Consider the following 17,738-nt stretch of genomic DNA (forward strand, 5'->3'; position numbering starts at 1 on the left):
CCCGAACGCCACCGACCGGGCTTCCACAGGATCAGCCCGGTGTCCGGAACACCACGATGTCGGTCTCGGAGCCGGGAAGCGGGTCAGGCTCCTGCCAGCCGAGGCGGCGGTAGAACGCGAGGGTGTCGAGTGCCTCGCTCCAGGTCAGCAGCCACGCCCGGCCGTGGGGAGCGGTGCTGGTGATGGCGGACAACAGGCGTCGTCCCAGACCTGTGCCCCGGGCCCGCGAACGGACACCCAACTCGTCGATTTCGAAGGCGCCGACCAGAAACTCCTCCACCCGGTCCGCGCCGAGTCGACGTGTCACCTTTCCGTAGGCCCGATCGGTGGGGAACGGGGCTTGGGTGAGCCAGCCAGTGGCGAAACCGTCCACCTCGCCGTCAGCCGATACAGCGAGAACCGCCCGGAATCCCGAGCGGCGGGCATCTTTCTCCAGACGTTCCCGGAACGCCGAGCGTGTCGCATCGGGATCCCGCTGATGCCAGGGCGGGGCCGTGAAGATCTCGACATACGCGTCGGTGAGCTCGTCGGCCACGGTGAGGATGTCCGAGTCGAAGTACCGCATGGGTCAACCTGTCTGCCGATGGCACTGTCCGTGCCGGGCAGAGTATGCCGAGCGACGAATGTGGAGCCGACGCCCTGTTCACTGTGCCTGGACAACCTGACGATCGTCATGATCGGCTGGAGGGCGAAATGACAAGTCACACGGTCCAAGGCTCCCCAGCACTCCGATGCGTTTCTCCCTGGATTCTCCCCAGCGCTTGCCGACGCCCAAAAGACCTGGTCACCGGCTTGTCGGGGGCAAGGCGAGGAGACCACCCGCATCCCTTCTCCCCAGGGACTCCCCACGGCCGTTCCTGGCGCGATCTGCAAGGGATGCGCGAGCAAAGCGTGAACAAGAACTGAGCGTCACGCGAGGGCCTAGAGCCAGTCCCGCCGCTTGAAAATTAGGTACAAACTGACGCAAACCACCCCCATCAAGCCGATGGCGAAGGGGTATCCGAAGCTCCAGCCCAACTCCGGCATGTGCTCAAAATTCATGCCGTAAATGGTTCCGACGAGTGTGGGAGCAAACAAAATCGCCGCCCACGACGAGATCTTCTTGAAGTTGTCTACTGGGTGGCGCTGACCTGCGGCAATGCGGTCATCCACGTCCCTGACCTGCCCGGATGAGCCTTTCGGCGTCTTTCAGGACCGTGCCGCGTTACGCAGCAGATTCTCCCCACGCGCTTCCCAGCACCGCCCGAAACTCCCCAGATTCTCCCCAGAGGAGGCCCGTCTTGCTGCCAGAGGGCGGAGTGGTAGGCCGTCCGTTCCAACACCCCAGTGGGCACGCCGTTTGGCTGTAGGGGGCGGGCCCCTGGTGGGTCGCGGGCCGACAGCCTCGTCGTCGGCGGAGCATGGACGCCGTTGTCTCGGCAGCTGCGGGACCACTTCTGGCACCTCGGCCTGCTCCAACTTGCCTGCACCATCACACCGTCCCGGCCTCAGCCCGGCTTGGACGCTGGGGGGTGGTGGACGTGGAAGGTGAGCCCGGTGATTCGGCCTGACTGGATGACGGGACCGTGCTGAACGCCGCCGTTGATGTCGTTGCGCACGGTCTCCCGACGCGTCGCTGGGGCAGCGTCGAGCCGGTGCAACGAGGTGAGCAGGACGCGAAGGTCGTCGCTGGTGAGAGATCCGGCTTCGACGAGCTGTTGCAGGTGGACATGCCACCGAGCTCTGACGTCGGAGGCGGCCTGCTCGTCTTCGGTGGTGGTGGCGGTGAGCAGCCGGGTCCGTGCACTGTCCAGCTCGGCGATTGCGGCGGCATCCGAGCCGGTACGAGCCAACAACCGTCCGACAAGTTCACGGGCGTGCGTCCAGGAGTCGGTGACCATGAGGGAAACCAGGGCCGTTGCTCCTGACGCGGCGAGAGCGGCCAGCTCGCTGTCCATCGATTCCTCCAAGATGTGTCAGGAACCCGATGTCTCATCGGGCGCACTGGTGGTGAGATCCGGCCCGTCGCCGTTGTTCGGCGTGAAGGTCGCAGGAGGGTCGAACCGGCGTCGCAGGTCCTCGGCCGTCTCGTGGCGGTCCTGCGTCTCGATGATGTCGGAGATCTGTTTGGCCAGCATCGCCCGTCGGACGTCTCCTTCCGTGAGGCCCATGGCGTCGAAGAAGCCCGAGAGATGATCCGCAGCCGTCCGTTCCTGTGTGGCGGGAGCGGGGCGCTCCTCCAGGAACTCGGGAGTGGTTCGTTCGCCGGGCTGCTGGGGAACGAGGTTCTGAAGTCGCTCGGGAATGTCGGTGTCATTGGCTGCGGACGTGAGCTGCGCGAGGAGGGCAAGGTCTGCCACTGTCCGTTCCACGTGCTCGTCGTTCTTGGCGAGCCACCAGACCACCGCACTGCCGGTGTCCTTCAGTACGTCCTCCCCTAGGTACTGGCGCTTGCTCTGCTCGTATTTGCGCTGGTGCTCCCAGACGGCCTTGTCCTTGCGCACCTTTGCGAGTCTGTCCAAGCGCTCCTGGTCCTGCTCGAGCAAGGTGAGGCTGATGTTCTCCGCCATGGCCTGGAGGTGTCCTGTGGCGTCGGGACACATACGGCCGAGGACACCGCTGATCTCGTGCTGGACGAGTGAGGCTCGGTCCGGCTCCCGCTTCTCGGTGATGGCGCGGGCACGGTTCAGGACTGCTTCGACGGCGACTCCGGCCGGGTTGAGGACGGAGCCGCTTCCGGATGGTTCGACGAGGTACCACCGCACGGTCGCCGAGAACATGAAGCTGTAGTCCTCCCAGTGGCTGGGTAGCGCCACCTGGCTGACGTGGCACTCCGTGCGTTCCACGGGGGAGGCTGTGAGTTGTTCCTCGAAACTGACCGGCATGGAACCGCGGCGCAGCGAAGCGATCCGGAAGGCCGCTGCGGGGACAACGAGGAGGAGCACGGCCAGCGTCGGCCATATCCACGTAGGCCACCGCTGTGTCAGGCCGACGATGGTCAGCAGTAAACCGCACAGGATGGTGAGGAAGACGGTTGTCGTCTTTCGTGCGGTCGTCACGGTTGAGCTCCCTTGGCTGGTGCCGGCGGCGGGGTGGCATGGCCGAGGCCCTGGGCCACGCTGATCTTCTGGAGTAGCAGCTCAGTGATTTCGGCGGAGCGCGCGGGACCTCCCGGAGCAGTGCGCTCGGCTTCGCGGGCACTCGCGTACAGCGCGGCGAAGACCGCCCCCCGCCTGTTGTCGCACCGCTCAGCGGCGCGGACGAGGACGTCGAGCAGAAGTTCACCCCGGTGTCCGGTGTCGTCGGCCGCCCAGTGGAGCCAGCGTTCCGCGTGTGGCTGCCACTCTGCCCGCGGCATCCGGGCCAGTACCGCATGCCAACAAGTGGTCAGGGAACGCTGAACACCGTTCGTCTCCACCAGCGCGCATGTGATGTCGAAGGCATCCGTCAGCGGCACAGGATCGCAGACGCGCAGGAAGATGCCTAGGTCGGGCGGCGAGAGGTTGGATCGTGCGAGGCGGTCGAGCAGCCTTCGGCGTAGCCGACGACTGCGTGCCACCAGGTCGCACAACGCTTGCACGGCGCGGACGGTGTCGCGCTCGCGCTGAGCCAGGTAGTACAGCCGGATCAGGGCCTGGTCGGGATGGCTGGACGCGAGGACATCGGCGCAGAGTTGGACGAGGACCTGCGCGAACTCTCCCTTGAGGCGCCGGTATGCGCACCACTGATAGATCCGTTCGCGGAACTCCCTGCCGTGAGCGGGATCGTTGAGAGCACAGGTGAGTGCGTGTACAGCGGCTTCCAGCCGCGCCCTGCTCGCGGCCTCGGAACTCCATCGTTCGGCGAGAGACGCCAGACCGTCCCCGCGCCTGGTCCGCAGATACTGATCGGCTATACGCGCCACCAGATCGTCACGAACGGCAGGGATGAGGTGCGGATCGTTCAGATCCACGACCCTCGCGGCCCAGGTGCCGAGGTGGTGGCGTAGGTCAGGCATGTGATCCCAGAAATGTGCGCGGACGGCGGAGTCGTAGTCCAGCTCCCTGAACTGGATGTGCCCGTCCGGTCTTGTTTCGGCTGAGATCTCTGCGAGCCGCTCAGCGAGGTCCTTGTGTTGGAGCAGAGGGAGCCCTTCGGACGGAGAGTCGAGAGTGCTCAGCAATAGCTGAGCCGCTCGGTGGACGACGTCGGCGTGCGCCCCATGGAGCATGGAGACGGCGATCAGCAGTGCCCGCTGAGGTGCCTCGCGCAGTTCGGCGACGCGTGCGGCGACTTCCTTCCGCCGGTCGTTCCGTGCTCTCTTGGCTGCTGCGCACCACTGCGCGAACCCTTCGTCCCGTCGAGCGGTCTCGCGGGCGCGGCGCACCAGGTCGGCGAAGTCCGCGATCTCCCGCATCGGCCTTTGGCCAGGCCGGAACTCGGTGACGGTCACGTCGGGCTGGATGTATTGCTCGTACGGTACGCCGTGCACGCGGAGGTGCCGCCGGAGAACGTTCAGGCCCGGAGGGGGCTCGATTTCGACCCGGTAGTACTGGAGGTCGGGATCGACGGCGCCGCCGCGCGGCATGACGACCACCAGATGGGCGTGCCGTTCGTGGACGGCCCTACGGAGGGCAGGGAGGTCGGCCCTTGCCGCGGACCACTGGCGGTCGTCCGCGGCAGACAGGTCCAGCAGCAGGCGGTCACCGGTTTCGACCAGAGCCGGGTCGTGGAGGGACAGTTCCCCTTCCTCGCCGGGAAGAAGTTCGTGGAAGACGCCGCTGTCCCGGTGGTACTCGCGCAGGAGTACCCGGGCCGCAGCGGTGCGGCCGCTGCCTGGGGCACCGTCCAGGATGACGGTGCCAGTGTCGGCGAGCGTGGAGCGGGCCTTGCCCATGTTGACGGGGTCGACCAACACACGTCGCAGCCAACGCAGTTGGTCTTCAGCGACGCGCCGGAAGGCCGGCTTGTCCGAGTCCTGTAGTTGGGCGCCGACGTTGACGTAGATGTTGCCCGGCCCTGTGTGCGTGAACCCGTGTGGGTTCTCGACCCGTGTGCTGCTGTGCTGGTTCACCGGCTGTCGTCTGCGGAGCGATCGGGTTCGCCGAACCGATGCTGGACGGTGCCGTGGTTGTCGCCTTCGAAGTACGTCATCCCGTTTCCCGAGATGTGCCGGTCGCCCGACACATGACGGGAGTTCTGGTAGATGTGGCCGTTGCCCGTGTGGACGGGGCCGTGGGCGCCTTTCACGATGGTGCCGCCGACGTCTCCGGTGAAGTCACGGCTCTGTACGGCTGTTCCGCTCACGTCCCCGATCGAGTTGGTCACGGTGTCCGACGCGGGCGACGTTTTGTCGGCTTGGGTCAGGTCGCGCAGCCCGGGGACCATCTCGGCCACCAGATCACCGATGCGCCTGACACCCGTCTCGGTGTCGTGGGTGTCGAACGGAATGGTTTGGAGGTCGGCGAGCCGTGCCAGTTCGGTCGGCAGGTCGATTTTGCTCAGCCGGTTCGTCTTCCGGCCGTCCAGGATGGGAACGACCGGAAGTTCACACGTGAACGCCTCCTCGATCTCCCGGCGCACCCAGTCCTCCGGATCGTGCAGCCGGGTTTGGAAGTTCGTCCAGTCGGGTCCGACGACGGCCAGGAGGAGGGAGCTGTGTCGCAGTGCCGCCAGCAGGGCGTCGGGGTAGGTCTCACCGGGGGTGATGGACCTCGAGGCGCGGAAGATGTGCTCCGGGCCGAAGCGACGCGACAGTTCCTGGTCGATCAGGGCGGCGGTTTTTTCCCCGTCGCCCGTACGGTAGTTGATGAAGACCTCGCGCATGGTGACATCTCCTTCAGAAAGTGGACAAGCGCGATAACGTGCCGAGCCGCGGCCCCAGCCGACGTACCGATGGGTGATCCGAATGGCGAGCCAGGACCCGGGCGAGGCGCCGCAGGTCGGTCGTGACGGTCGCTGAGCGCACTGCCGCCACGCCGTCGAGCAGTGGTGTCGTCAGCGCACATGCATGGTCGATCTCGCCGGCCGAGGCATAGGCGAGGGCACGGCGTACGCCGTATCGCACCTGTGTACGCACCGCCTCCTGGCCTACCAGGGCAAGTTGCCGATCGAGTTCCTCGCTCGCCTCCCGTGGCCGACCGAGATCGACCAGGCACCAGCCCGTGACCATGCCGACTGGGTCGGGAAGGTGCATTGTGCCGATCACCGGCTGCTCGGAGCCGTCGTCCTGGCGGGCGAGGAGCGTACGAGCGCGCTCCAGGGCACGCTGACAGGCATGACGATCGCCTGCGAGGGCGTGCCCTTGCGCTTCGCGCTGTGCGGCCAGCCCGCGGATCCGCGGTGGCAGCGTGCCGCTCTGCGCGCGACGGGCCAGCGCGATCGTCTGCTCGGCGTCGTCCCGGTACAACGTGACCAAGGCCCTACGGACGAGTGCGTAGCCGGCCAGCGCCGGGTCACCGCCGGCGGCTGCCAGATCGACCGCACGCTGTGTCCACCACAGTGCCGCACGTTCGTCCCCGGTTTCCTGCACCAGCCAGCCGACATACTCGGCGTACCGGGAACCGAGTGCCAGCAGTTGTCGGCGGGTGCCGGTGTCGGTTTGAGCGGACAGTTCCCGCAGGGTGTGCGTCTGAGCGATCAGAACGGGCAGGAGCAGACCCGGTTCCACGGTTTGGCCGAGTCTCCGGTAGTGCGTGAACAGTGAGCGGGACGCTTCCAGCATGCCGACGCCCGCGGTCGGGGACGCCGTGCCCGTTCCGTCCGACCGCCAGGACATCAGCGATGCGGCGCCGGCGCTCATCACTTCTCGTCGGCCCATGGGCTGGAACCGGTTCGGGCCGTCCGGCGACAACTGCATGATCCAGTCCTCCTCGTTGGCTTGGGACGACGCTGGTTCGGAATGGGGTTCAGCAACGACCTGGGTGACCAGGGCGATCAGTGATCCGTCGGCACCGAGGGCGGCGTCGCACAGCCGAACGAGATCACGGCTGGGTGCCTTGATACCTCGCTCGACTTTGCTCAACTGCGCCTTGCTGTAATGCACGGCGCAGGACAAGGCCGTCAGGCTCAGTCCGGCCTCCAGGCGACGCTTCCTCAGTTCCTCGCCGAACTCGGTGGACGGCAGCGGCACGTAAACCTCCAATGACCATCCGTCCAGGCCGAGGTGCGCTGCACGAAAGAGTGCGGCAATCCCGCCCGGACGGACAAGGCGATCGATGCTGTTTCCCGTTTCCTTCTCCTACGGCGGGGCGCAGCATTCGCGGGGCAGGAAGTTGTGCCAGTCACAGAGCCAGGCCAGCCTGCTTCACCATGTTGGGGCCGAGCCGCAGGGCTCCTCGCCGGCAGGCCGGACTCACCCGGTGTGATGTCGGCCCATACAGGGCTGAGGTTGCCGGTCGAGCGCGGGCCGGAAGCGGGCGTCGGTAGCGCTGGCCTGGCCTGGCCTGTTCCGGTGACCGCGGACGTATAGCGGCTCCGGCCGCACCGATTTGGACAGTGGCGGGCAAGAGGTGCTTGCCGGAAAGGGCACCAGCCACGGTGAGCTGGTCGTTGGCGGGTGACGAGCGCACCGTGCGCTGTGGATGATCTTCTGCCAGCAGCTGTCCGAGGGGCCGGCCGTGCGGTGTGCGGCCGTGGCCGGCCTCCTGGCGCCGGTCACATGGCGCCAGGGCACCGTCGGTGGTGAGAATGAACCCGGCATCGGCGGGCCGCAATGCTCCAGGCCGCCGGGGCGGCCCACGCCGCATCGCGATGGTGCTGGGATCCGCCCTTCGCCCGGTTGCTGACCTCCTTCCTACCTACTGGTTTCCTGGCTCCTGCCCTGGTCGGCATCCCCGGCAGTTTGGAGATCCGGTTCCGAGCGGACGTGATCAGTCGATGTCCGGATCATCGGATGCTTCGAGGAGGCGGGTTGCGAGGTCGTCGGCCCACTCCACGGCCCACGTGCGGAGAGCGGCGATGGTGGCATCGTCGAGACCGTAGGCCGCGAAGGCTTCGTCGTCGGTCCACTCGGCGCCCGTAAGGTTCGACTGCAAATCCTCGCGCTCAAAGCGGCCGCGGGCGTGGCGGCGGCCGAACTCTTCGAGCTCGGTATTGGTCCAGCGGCGGGAGGCTGCGAACACGTCGATCAGGTCGCGGGGCGCTCCGCGGTCGGCGAGAGCGCGGACCTTGGTCCCGATCACGTCCTCCTCCGCGAGGACGGGCCCGTACGGGCTTTGGGTGACTGGCCGCCAGAAGATTTCCTTGAGGATGTCGACTTCGCATTCTTGCCCGGTGGCCGGGTCGGACACGGTGAAGCGGGCGGACAGCGGGGCGGTCTCCAGCGCGTGCACCTTCCAGCCGCGGGCTTCCAGGCCGGCGCGGAGCGTGGCGGCGATGTCGGCCATGGGAGCCGGGTTCTCGGTGGCGACGTCGAGGTCCTGGCTGGGGCGGTTCACAAGGCGGTGGGCCCGCACGGCGTATCCACCGGTGAGAACCAGTGGATACGGGGAACCGAGCGCGATCACATCCGCCAGGAGCCGCGTGTGCAGCTCCGGCATGTCCGTCACGCGGCTGCCCGGGCGCGGGAGGCGAGCTGGGGGAAGGCGTCTTCCCATACGGCGCGCACCGTGCGACCGACGAGGGTGCGCAGCACCGGCCACAGATGGACGAGCAGGTCCTGGTCGAGGTAGCGGGGCAGGTCGTCGTGCAGGCCCTCGTGCAGGACAGTGCGGTACAGGCCCATACGCTGGCGCGGCTTGCCCAGGTCGTATGAGGTCATCCCGGACCAGGCCATGTGCAGCGGCAGATCCACGACACCGCGGGTCGGCCCGCGCAACTCGTCCAGCGACTCCGGCAGACGGCGGCGGAACTTCTCCCGGTACAGCGCGAGGTCCTCGGCGTCCGCGCCCGAGACGTCCGTCGGGGTGGGTGCGGGGGGCTGTGGGCTGGAGGGCATGACTCCATTATGGCGGCCGGGGAAGTGGTGCGGGTCATGATGTGCGAGCCGGCATCCGGAGTGAGCGGGGCGGACCCTGCTGAGTGAGCTGGTTGGGGCAGCCTGATCCGCCCCGAGCAGGAAGGACGGACTGTCGCTCATGACGCTCTCAACGCCCGCACGCGGGACAGCGAGCCGAGAAACCGTTTCTGACCTGTGCTTTTCCGCGCCTTGCCTAGGCCGACATTTGGAGAGTTACTGAAGCCCTCGCGACGGGCGTCGCTCGCACGGACGACGTTTGCGACAGTGCAGGACCGGGCGTTCAGGACGGCGCGCCGATGATCCCGCGGGCCGCGAGTGGTCGCGGCAGGACCGGGAAGCCTCCGCCCAGGTGCGTTCCCATGCCGGACGGTACGACCTCGGGGCTGCTGGGGACGACAAGCACATGGATGTCACTGTCGGTGATCCACCGCAGGGTCGGCGGGCTCTGCAGGGAGCGCTGAACAGGAAGCCAGGCGGGCTCGTTGTGGCGGGCGCAAGGCGCGGGATGCCATTTGTTTCTCCCTGGATTCTCCCCAGTGCTTGCCGACGCCCAAAAGACCTTGTCACGGGCTTGTCGGGGGCAAGGCGAGGAGATCACCCGCATCCCTTCTCCCCAGGGACTCCCCACGGCCGTTCCTGGCGCGATCTGCAAGGGATGCGCGAGCAAAGCGTGAACAAGAACTGAGCGTCACGCGAGGGCCTAGAGCCAGTCCCGCCGCTTGAAAATTAGGTACAAACTGACGCAAACCACCCCCATCAAGCCGATGGCGAAGGGGTATCCGAAGCTCCAGCCCAACTCCGGCATGTGCTCAAAATTCATGCCGTAAATGGTTCCGACGAGTGTGGGAGCAAACAAAATCGCCGCCCACGACGAGATCTTCTTGATCTCCTCGTTCTGTTCGAAGCCCGCCTCCGCCAACGCCCGCATCTCCGCGTTCTGTTGCTGGGTGACGAGTGTGGCGTTCACGGTGAGGATGTCGGTGAGGGCCTGGCGGTAGCCGTCGACGCGTTCGCTGGTGTGGGTGACGTGGTCGGCGACGTCGCGGAGGTAGCGCTGGAGCTCGTCGTCCGTCTCGTACTTGGCGAAGCCGGCCATGAGGCCGTGGAGCATGCCTACGAGGGGGCGGGTGGCGCGCTGGAACTCGACCATCTCGCGGGAGAGTTCGTAGATGCGGCGGGAGACCTCCGGGTCGCCGCGGAAGACCTCCGTCTCGATCTCGTCGACGTCGTTCTGCACACCGGCGACGACGGGTACGTACCCGTCGACCACCGCGTCGAGGATGGCGTAGAGGACCGCCTCGGGGCCGAGCTTCAGCAGCTCCGGGGTCTCCTCCATCCGTCGGCGGACGGCCGACAGGTCGGGTGCCGCGCCGTGCCGGACCGTGATGACGAAGTCCGGCCCCACGAAGACGTGCAGCTCGGCGAAGTCGACCTCCTCGGAGGCGTCGAGGTAGCGGGCGGCGCGCAGGACGACGAAAAGGGTGTCGCCGTAGCGCTCCAGCTTGGGGCGTTGATGGGCCTCCATCGCGTCCTCGACGGCGAGCGGGTGGAGGTCGAACTCGGCGGCCAGGGAAAGGAGTTCGGCCTCGGTCGGGCGGGCCAGCCCGATCCACGCCATGCCGGCCGGTGCCTCCCGCAGCTCGCGGAAGGTGTCCGCGAGCGTGGCGGGGGAGGAGACGCGTACGCCGTCCTGGTACAGGGCCGCCTCCACCACGCTGGCCGCCCGCTCGGCCGTGGTCGCCGCCGGATCCGGGTTCGGTGCCGTGGGCTCGGCGGGTGGTGTCGACGGAGGTGGCAGGGCGCGGCGCCAGCCGGACTTCCGGCCGCCCTTCGAGGCTGGACCGGCGCTCTTCGCGGCCGGGCGGGCGCGTCGATCGGCCATCGTGGATGCCTCCCGAGTTGCGCGTACACGTACGACTGTGTGATCACCGAGCAGGATATACGGGGCAAACGCCGCGGGAGTCGGTGAGGGGTGGACGGGAAGTCGAGGGGTGGGGAAGCAGGGGAGGCGGGGAGTTGGGTGTCCGACCGGATCGGAAGTGGGGCCGGATCGGAAGTGGGGCCGGGCGGGAAGTGGGGCCGGATCGGAAGTGGGGCCGGATCGGAAGTGGGGCCGGGCGGGAAGTGGGGCCGGATCGGAAGTGGGGCCGGGCGGGAAGTGAGGCCGGACGGGAAGTGGGGCCGGGCCGGAAGGGAAGTACGGAGCGAAGGGAATCGCGGGCGGGAGGCGCCGTGGCGCTCCCGGCGGTGGGAACGCGGACCGAACAGGACTGTCGCGGACAGAACCTGTCCGCAATCCCCGCTAGCGTGCGCACCATGACGAACAAGGCGAACCAGACCGCTCCCCGGCTCGGCACCCACGCCCTCAACCGCGCGACCCTGGCCCGCCAGCTCCTGCTGCACCGGGCGCCCATGTCCGCACCCGCCGAGGCCGCCCCTGCCAAGGCCACCTCCACCAACGCCACCCCCACCAAAGCCACCGGCTCGGCGCCCCCGCCCATGTCCGTGCACGCCGCCGTCACACACCTCCTCGGGCTCCAGGCGCAGAACGTACGGCCGCCGTACTACGCGCTCGCCGCCCGGCTGGACGGCTTCGCGCCCGAGCAGTTGTCGGCGCTGATGGCCGACCGGGACGTCGTACGCATCGTCACCATGCGGTCCACGATCCACACGCACACCGCAGAGGACTGCCTCACCCTGCGGCCGTTGGTGCAGCCGGCCCGGGAACGGGAACTGAACCTGTTCCGCAAGGGGCTGGCCGGGGTCGATCTCGACCGGCTCGAAGTGATCGCGCGGGAACTGGTCGAGGCCGAACCGCGCACCCTGAAGCAGTTGCGTGAAGCGTTGATCGTGGAGTGGCCGGGCGCGGACCCGTTCGCCCTCGGTGTCGCCGCGCGCTGCCGGCTGCCGCTCGTCCAGGTCACCCCGCGCGGCCTGTGGGGAAAGAGCGGGCAGGTCGCCCTGACCACCGCCGAGCACTGGCTCGGCCGCCCCGCCGAACCCGCCCCGGCGCCCGAGACCGTCGTCCGGCGCTATCTCGCCGCCTTCGGGCCCGCCTCCGTCAAGGACATGCAGACCTGGGCCGGACTGACCCGCCTGCGCGAGGCGTTCGAGCGGCTGCGCCCGGAGCTGCTCGTCTTCCGCGACGACAGCGGCACCGAACTCTTCGACCTGCCGGACGCGCCCCGCCCCGACCCGGAGACCCCGGCCCCGCCCCGGCTGCTCCCCGAGTTCGACAACCTGCTCCTCTCCCACGCCGACCGCTCCCGCGTGGTGCCGCCGGACCTCAAGGGCCGTTCCTGGCAGGGGAATCAGGCCCACCGCACCTTCCTCGTCGACGGCTTCCTGGCCGGCCTCTGGAAGCTCGACGCCAAGGTCCTCACCCTCGAACCCTTCGGCCGCCTCACCCAGCGGCAGCGTGCCGATGTGGTGACGGAGGCGGAGCGCACGCTCACCACGCTGCACGGGGACGAGGGCGGCGCCCACGACGAGGGCGGAGCGTACGACATCTGGTTCGGCACCGTGGCCACGTGACACCCGGTGTCCGCCCCGACATTGGAGAGAGGGCGCCGCGAACCGCTCGTGGCAGGTTCGCGGCGCCCTCTGGCAGTTCCTGAGGGAGTACCTCAGGAGTCTGTCGGCTCGCGCCCGGCCTCGGCTACGAGGCGATCTGGGCGGCCACCGTGTTGGAGAAGGTGGTCAGCCGGGTGTAGATGCCGGGGTACTGCGCGTCGGCGCAGCCGTAACCCCAGGAAACTATGCCTGCCAGGACGCCCCCGATCATCAGGGGACCGCCGCTGTCGCCCTGGCAGGTGTCAACGCCGCCGGAGGAGTAACCGGCGCAGACCATGGAGCTCGCGACGAACTCGGAGCCGTACGAGCTGGAGCTGCCGCAGACCGAGTCGGCCACGACCGGAACGGTCGCGGTGCGCAGCTGGTTGGAGGAGGAACCGCCCGAGGACGTGGTGCCCCAGCCGATGATGCGGGCGGTGGTGCCGGCCGCGTAGACGCTCGTCTGCGAGGCGCTGACGTAGGACGCCGTGGTGTACGGCTGCGCGACCGCGAGCGTCAGCACGGCCACGTCGCTGGTCATCGTGGAGCTGTTGTAGCTCGGGTGGATCCAGATCTTGCTGAGCGTGCTGACGGTGCCGTTCGTGCCGTTGCGGTAGGTACGGCCACCGACGACACGGGTGTTGGAGGTGGTTCTGCCGACCATGCAGTGGGCGGCGGTGATCACCTTGGTGGGGGACACGAGGGTGCCACCACAGAACTGGCTCTGCGAGGCGTTCGTGATCTGCATGACGTACGGGTACGCGCTCGCGGTGGTGGTCGTACCACCCACGATGGGCTGGGGAGCGGCGACGGCGCCGGGGGCGGTGAGCAGCGCGGCTGCGGCGGCGGCAGCGGTGGCCGCCGCGGCGGTGATCATCGACTTCTTGACGCGGTTGAACCCGAACATGGTTCTCCTTGTGGGGGAGTTGCCGGTGGGGGACGCGCGGGTGGGGGGTTCGGTGCACAGAGCCTGCGGTGCAGCCCCCGCTCGGGGGAGCCGAGCGGGGGCTGCGGGCCGGTCTGTGTGCCCTGGCGTGCGGCACGTCACAAAAAATAGGAGCCGGAGTGATCCTCTCCCAAGGGGGGATCCCCCTAGGCGAGTTGGGGAGGGAAAACCCTCGATGACCCGGGCCGGGGTTTGAGCCTAGGCTGGAGCCGCAAGGTCGCTGCGCGCACTTGGTCCGTCGAAGCGTGACGGACGGGAATGTGACGACAGGGCCCAGGTCCCGGGAGGGGCTCGTCAGCCGGTCCCGGGGAGGTCAGTTCGTACGGTGTCCCGCCGCCAGACGCACGATGTCCACACGCGACCGGATGCCCAGCTTCCGGTAGACGCGGGTGAGTGTCGCCTCGACCGTCTTCACGCTGATGTACAGCCGGCCGGCGATCTCCCGGTTGGTCGCCCCCTCCATGACCAGCTCCGCGACCTGGCGTTCGGTCGCCGCGAGCACGGCGAGGGCGTCCAGTGCCGACGGAGCGATCGCGGGCTGCTGCGGGGGCGCAGGGGTGATCGAGGCCTCCTCCACCTGACGCAGCCACGGCAGCGCACGGCAGCGGCGGAACAGCCGCGACGCCTCGTCGTACGAGCCCGGACCGGACACGGGCGTCGCTCCCGGACGGGCGAGACCGAGAGCCTGCGGGGGTGTGCGCAGCCCCGCCAGGGCGTACGCGGCCCGCGCCTCCTCCAGGCCGTAGCCCAGCTTCGCCAGCCGGTCCTGCGCCGACATCAACTGCCGTACGGCGGCGTCCTGTTCACCTCGCGCCGCCCGCACCAGCGCCTCGCCCCGATCGAGGACGGCGAGCACGCTCTCCCGCCCGAGCCGCAGCGCCTGCTGCCGGGTGACGTCGATGACGTCCTGCGCCTCCGCCAACTCGCCCACCCGCACCAGGGCTTCGGCGAGATCGCCGTGCCACCGGCCGCGCGCGGGGTCGTTGATGCCGAGTCCTTCCTCCAGCTCCCTCACCCGGCGCAGGGACTGCACGGTGCCGGGTGCGTCCCCCGCCACCAGCTGGGCGTGCCCCAGGGCGCCCAGGGCGCGGGAGAGGTACATCAGGTCGCCGTCCTGCTCGGCGCGGTCGGCGGCTTCGCGGGCGAGCGCCCGGGCCTGCTCCACGTCACCGCCGGCGGCCTCCGTGAGCGAGGTGAGCATGGCGGACGCGCCCTCGCCGATGCCGGAGTCACGGGCGAGGACATAGCCCTCGCGGGCGAGGTCGAGGGCCCGGCCGCAGTGCCCGGAGCGCAGTTCGGTCTCGGCGAGGAAGCGCACGTAGTGCACCTCGCTCTCGACCATGCCGCGCCGCCGCACCTCACGCAGCAGCGAGGTGATCGTCGCGCGGGCCTCGCCGAGCTGGTCGCTCATCATCAGCCAGCGGAAGCGGGTCGCACCCGCCCCGTTGTGGTGGCACGCGAGCTGCGGATCCTGCGGCTCCTTCAGGGCGCGCTTGATCGTCATGGGGGCGTCCCGGTGGCCCATCAGTATCTCGGCCTGTGCCTGGAAGGCGAGCGCGAGCAGCTCGGTGCGCCGGTCCTCGGCCCGGGACGCCAGCTCCGCCGCCCGCGCGGCCTCCTCCCGGCTCTGGGCGAAGTCGCCTTCGAGGACCAGGGCGCGCCAGGCCAGCTGGTAGCGGACCAGGCCGAGCAGCCGCGGGTCGTCGCCCGCATCGGCGAGGACCTGCGGGTAGACGGCGTCGACCTCGGCGAGCGACTGCCCGGCCGCGTCGATCACCACCATCCAGGCCCGGACCCGCTCGGCCGGGTCGGCGGCCCGGCTCAGCACGTCACGGGCGAGGTCCCGGCCGAGGTCGTTCTCCCCGGCGGTCAGCGCGTCCTCGGCGGCCTGCAACCGCCGCTCGTCCGGGCCCGGCGTCGCGTCCGCCGGAGTGTGCCGGGCCGAGAGCAGCCCCAGCTCGGCGGCGACCGAGGGCGCGCCCCGGTCCCGGGCCACGGCCGCGGCCTCGCCCAGCCGCGCGGCGACCAGGGGATCGGTGCCGTGGGTGGCCAGCGCCAGATGCCGGGCCCGCTCGATGGGGTCGACGGCGGCGGTGGACAGCGCGGCGTGAGCGGCCCGCCGCTCCTGGGCGGTCGCCTCGGCGTACAGCGCGGCCGACACGAGGGGATGAGCGAACCGTACGTACGGTCCCTCCCGCTCCGGTGCGAGCAGCCCCAGCTCGACGGCCTGCGCGGTCTCCGCCTCGGCGTTCTCCCGCCCGGCGGCGTGCAGCAGCGCCCCCGTGGGCCGGGCACCGGCGCTGGCGACCAGCAGGGTGCGGCGGGCCTCGGCCGAGAGCATGTCCAGCCGGTTCAGCACCAGGGTCCGCAGCGAGGTCGGCACGGGCAGCGGTTCGCCCGGACGGGGCGGCGTCGGGCTGTCGGCGAGGGCACGGCCGAGCTCCAGCGCGAACAGCGGGTTGCCGCCGCTGGTGCGGTGGATGTCCCGCACGGTCGAGCGGGGCAGACCGGTGTAGCCGCGGTTCTCCAGCAGCTCGGCGACGTGCGTCCTGGACAGCGGGGTGACCCGGAGGGCCAGGGTGTCGGGAGGGGACGCGCGTAGATACCTGTCCTGCTCGTGACCATGGGGGTCCGTCGAGGTACGTACGGCGCACAGCATGCGCACCGGCAGGTCGCCCAGCCGCCGCGCCGCGAAGCCGAGCAGCTCGACACTGGCCGGATCCAGCCACTGGAGGTCGTCCGCGACGATCAGCACCGGGCCCTTGGCGGCCAGGGCGCGCAGGGTCGACAGGACGGCCAGCCGGAGCGCGAGCCCGTCGCGCTGGAGGGTGGACTCACCCCGGCCGGTGAGCGCGGACTCCAGCGCGGTGCGCTGCGGGGCGGGCAGCTGGTCGGACACCTCGTCCAGGACCAGCCCGAGCAGATCGGTCAGGGCGAGGAACGGCAGGTGCGACTCGGACTCGGTGGCCGAGCAGCGCAGCACCGTCCGTGCCGACTCCTCGTATTCCGCGGCGAGAGCCCGCAGGACCGTCGATTTTCCGATACCGGCGGAGCCGTGCACGAGCACGCTGCCGCCCCGCGCGAGCTGCTCACGCGCCCCCGCGAACAGCTCCTCCCGGCCTATGACCAGGTCGGGGCGGGGTCTCCCAGGCTCCTTGAACTCCCGCTGCACGGGCCACCGCTCCCCTCGAGTGTCGTGTCCGGGCCAATATTAGGCGTCCAGTCTTTGAATTTCGGAACGTAGGCCCGGTGTGGGAAATAACAGGAAGGGTACGGCATAAGGAATTTCACATGCCCGTTACATGAAACTCGTTGTCCGTCGCGCCCCGGTCGGGGTGCGCGGCCTGTGACGTCTGCGGTTCCGCCGCCTGTGCACGACCAGCCCCACAGGCCGGCAGTGCGAAGGAGGCCCGTGCGGATCGCTAGGGGGAGGCCCGTGCGGATCGCTAGGGCAGCAGCCCCGCCCTGCGGGCGGCCACCACCGCCTCCAGACGCGTATGCGCCCCGAGCTTCCGCATGGCCGAGCGCAGATAGGCCTTCACCGTCTCGGGGCGAAGCCCCAGACGATCCCCGGCGACGGTGTTGGTCGCACCCGTCGCGACGCAGGCCAGCACGTCCGTCTCGCGCGGTGTGAGGGCGACCCGTGCGACGCCGTCCGGCCCGGTGTTCTCCCCACCGGCGACGCCGGCCAGGCGTCCGCACACTCGCAGCAGCTCGGCCCGCAGATCCGGATCGTCGATGCGCGGGGCGAGCGCGCGGAGTGCCCCGTGCGCCTCCCGGACCTCCTCCCATGCCCCGGCCGACTCGCCCTCGGGCGCCCGGGCCGCGGCCAGCAGGTTCCGCGCCTCGTCCCGCACCACCAGCGCCTGTTCCATGTCCCGCGCCGCGTCCAGCGCGGCTCCGACCGTGCGGTCGCCCAGTGGCTGGGCCGTGCGCAGGGCGCCGTACAGCACCCCGCGCACCCGACGCCGTACGACGACGGGAACCGCCAGGACGGAGCGGATGCCCTCGGCGGCGACCGCGGCGTCGTACTCGTGGCTGATCTGGCGCGATGCGGAGTAGTCGGTCACGCAGCACGGCCGGGCAAGGGCCACCGTCTTGCCGCCGAGGCCGTTCCCGGAGTGCACGGCGAGCCCTTGGAGCGCGGTCGTCCGGTTGCCCTGGAGTTCACTGATGCGCAGTTGCCCGGCGCCGGGCTCGACCAGCCCCGCGAAGGCGAGCGGCAGCCCGGTGGCCCGGCGCAGCCGGGCCAGCGCGCCGCGCATGTCCGCCGGTCCGGACAAACCCGCCCCGACGGAATCCGAGGGATCAAATGCCACGAAC

General features: G+C 69.5%; 13 protein-coding genes and 1 pseudogene. 1 reads left to right on the top strand and 13 read right to left on the bottom strand.

The annotated features are described in order from the left end of the window. Positions 1-31: 31 nt before the first annotated feature. The 10 genes and pseudogenes from OG858_RS36425 to OG858_RS36470 all read right to left on the bottom strand — a co-directional run bounded on the left by OG858_RS36425 (position 32) and on the right by OG858_RS36470 (position 10,799). On the bottom strand, positions 32-565 hold the full coding sequence (locus tag OG858_RS36425) for a GNAT family N-acetyltransferase (protein WP_086747717.1): 534 nt from the start codon (positions 563-565) through the stop codon (positions 32-34). Between the two features lie 356 nt (positions 566-921). After that, positions 922-1,113 (bottom strand): annotated as a pseudogene (locus OG858_RS36430) (CorA family divalent cation transporter); the annotation flags it as partial. A 374-nt stretch (positions 1,114-1,487) separates the two neighbouring features. After that, positions 1,488-1,937, bottom strand: a complete 450-nt coding sequence (locus OG858_RS36435) for a hypothetical protein (RefSeq protein WP_086747716.1) — start codon at positions 1,935-1,937, stop codon at positions 1,488-1,490. 18 nt (positions 1,938-1,955) lie between these two features. Next, positions 1,956-3,038 (bottom strand): hypothetical protein, encoded by a 1,083-nt coding sequence (locus OG858_RS36440; RefSeq protein ID WP_327748230.1) that lies wholly within the window; start codon positions 3,036-3,038, stop codon positions 1,956-1,958. Then, on the bottom strand, positions 3,035-5,032 hold the full coding sequence (locus tag OG858_RS36445; protein WP_086747715.1) for a hypothetical protein: 1,998 nt from the start codon (positions 5,030-5,032) through the stop codon (positions 3,035-3,037). Before OG858_RS36445 ends, OG858_RS36440 begins: the two co-directional genes overlap by 4 nt. Continuing rightward, positions 5,029-5,784 (bottom strand): TIR domain-containing protein, encoded by a 756-nt coding sequence (locus tag OG858_RS36450; protein WP_086747714.1) that lies wholly within the window; start codon positions 5,782-5,784, stop codon positions 5,029-5,031. The genes OG858_RS36445 and OG858_RS36450 overlap by 4 nt, the downstream gene beginning before the upstream one ends. Before the next feature lie 13 nt (positions 5,785-5,797). Continuing rightward, positions 5,798-7,090: a helix-turn-helix domain-containing protein gene (locus OG858_RS36455; RefSeq protein ID WP_086747713.1), complete on the bottom strand. Its 1,293-nt coding sequence runs from the start codon at positions 7,088-7,090 to the stop codon at positions 5,798-5,800. A 739-nt stretch (positions 7,091-7,829) separates the two neighbouring features. Then, on the bottom strand, positions 7,830-8,498 hold the full coding sequence (locus OG858_RS36460; protein WP_179200907.1) for a nucleotidyl transferase AbiEii/AbiGii toxin family protein: 669 nt from the start codon (positions 8,496-8,498) through the stop codon (positions 7,830-7,832). Between the two features lie 5 nt (positions 8,499-8,503). Then, positions 8,504-8,896 carry a hypothetical protein gene (locus OG858_RS36465; protein ID WP_086747711.1) on the bottom strand — a complete coding sequence of 131 codons (393 nt, stop codon included), beginning with the start codon at positions 8,894-8,896 and terminating at the stop codon, positions 8,504-8,506. Between the two features lie 721 nt (positions 8,897-9,617). Next, entirely contained in the window at positions 9,618-10,799 is a 1,182-nt protein-coding gene (locus OG858_RS36470) for a magnesium and cobalt transport protein CorA (protein WP_319064225.1), read from the bottom strand. 434 nt (positions 10,800-11,233) lie between these two features. Between OG858_RS36470 and OG858_RS36475 the strand changes: the two genes are divergently transcribed. Continuing rightward, positions 11,234-12,451 (top strand): winged helix DNA-binding domain-containing protein, encoded by a 1,218-nt coding sequence (locus tag OG858_RS36475; RefSeq protein WP_328544042.1) that lies wholly within the window; start codon positions 11,234-11,236, stop codon positions 12,449-12,451. Between the two features lie 124 nt (positions 12,452-12,575). Here the strand turns inward: OG858_RS36475 and OG858_RS36480 are convergent, their stop codons facing one another. From OG858_RS36480 to OG858_RS36490, 3 genes are all read right to left on the bottom strand, one after another. Further along, a complete protein-coding gene (locus tag OG858_RS36480; protein WP_319064223.1) occupies positions 12,576-13,376 on the bottom strand; it encodes a S1 family serine peptidase in 801 nt (266 codons plus the stop codon). 352 nt (positions 13,377-13,728) lie between these two features. Beyond that, positions 13,729-16,587 (bottom strand): helix-turn-helix transcriptional regulator, encoded by a 2,859-nt coding sequence (locus OG858_RS36485; protein ID WP_086752219.1) that lies wholly within the window; start codon positions 16,585-16,587, stop codon positions 13,729-13,731. Positions 16,588-16,861: 274 nt separating this feature from the next. Then, on the bottom strand, positions 16,862-17,734 hold the full coding sequence (locus OG858_RS36490; RefSeq protein WP_406199884.1) for a response regulator transcription factor: 873 nt from the start codon (positions 17,732-17,734) through the stop codon (positions 16,862-16,864). Positions 17,735-17,738: the final 4 nt, after the last annotated feature.

This window comes from Streptomyces europaeiscabiei (assembly GCF_036346855.1).
Taxonomy (GTDB): Bacteria; Actinomycetota; Actinomycetes; order Streptomycetales; family Streptomycetaceae; genus Streptomyces; species Streptomyces europaeiscabiei.

Bases quoted from the DNA above. Each gene is read 5' to 3' on its own strand.
- OG858_RS36425 (WP_086747717.1), bottom strand. From the start codon at position 565: ATGCGGTACTTCGACTCGGACATCCTCACCGTGGCCGACGAGCTCACC.
- OG858_RS36435 (WP_086747716.1), bottom strand. From the start codon at position 1,937: ATGGACAGCGAGCTGGCCGCTCTCGCCGCGTCAGGAGCAACGGCCCTG.
- OG858_RS36450 (WP_086747714.1), bottom strand. From the start codon at position 5,784: ATGCGCGAGGTCTTCATCAACTACCGTACGGGCGACGGGGAAAAAACC.
- OG858_RS36460 (WP_179200907.1), bottom strand. From the start codon at position 8,498: ATGCCGGAGCTGCACACGCGGCTCCTGGCGGATGTGATCGCGCTCGGT.
- OG858_RS36465 (WP_086747711.1), bottom strand. From the start codon at position 8,896: ATGCCCTCCAGCCCACAGCCCCCCGCACCCACCCCGACGGACGTCTCG.
- OG858_RS36470 (WP_319064225.1), bottom strand. From the start codon at position 10,799: ATGGCCGATCGACGCGCCCGCCCGGCCGCGAAGAGCGCCGGTCCAGCC.
- OG858_RS36475 (WP_328544042.1), top strand. From the start codon at position 11,234: ATGACGAACAAGGCGAACCAGACCGCTCCCCGGCTCGGCACCCACGCC.
- OG858_RS36480 (WP_319064223.1), bottom strand. From the start codon at position 13,376: ATGTTCGGGTTCAACCGCGTCAAGAAGTCGATGATCACCGCCGCGGCG.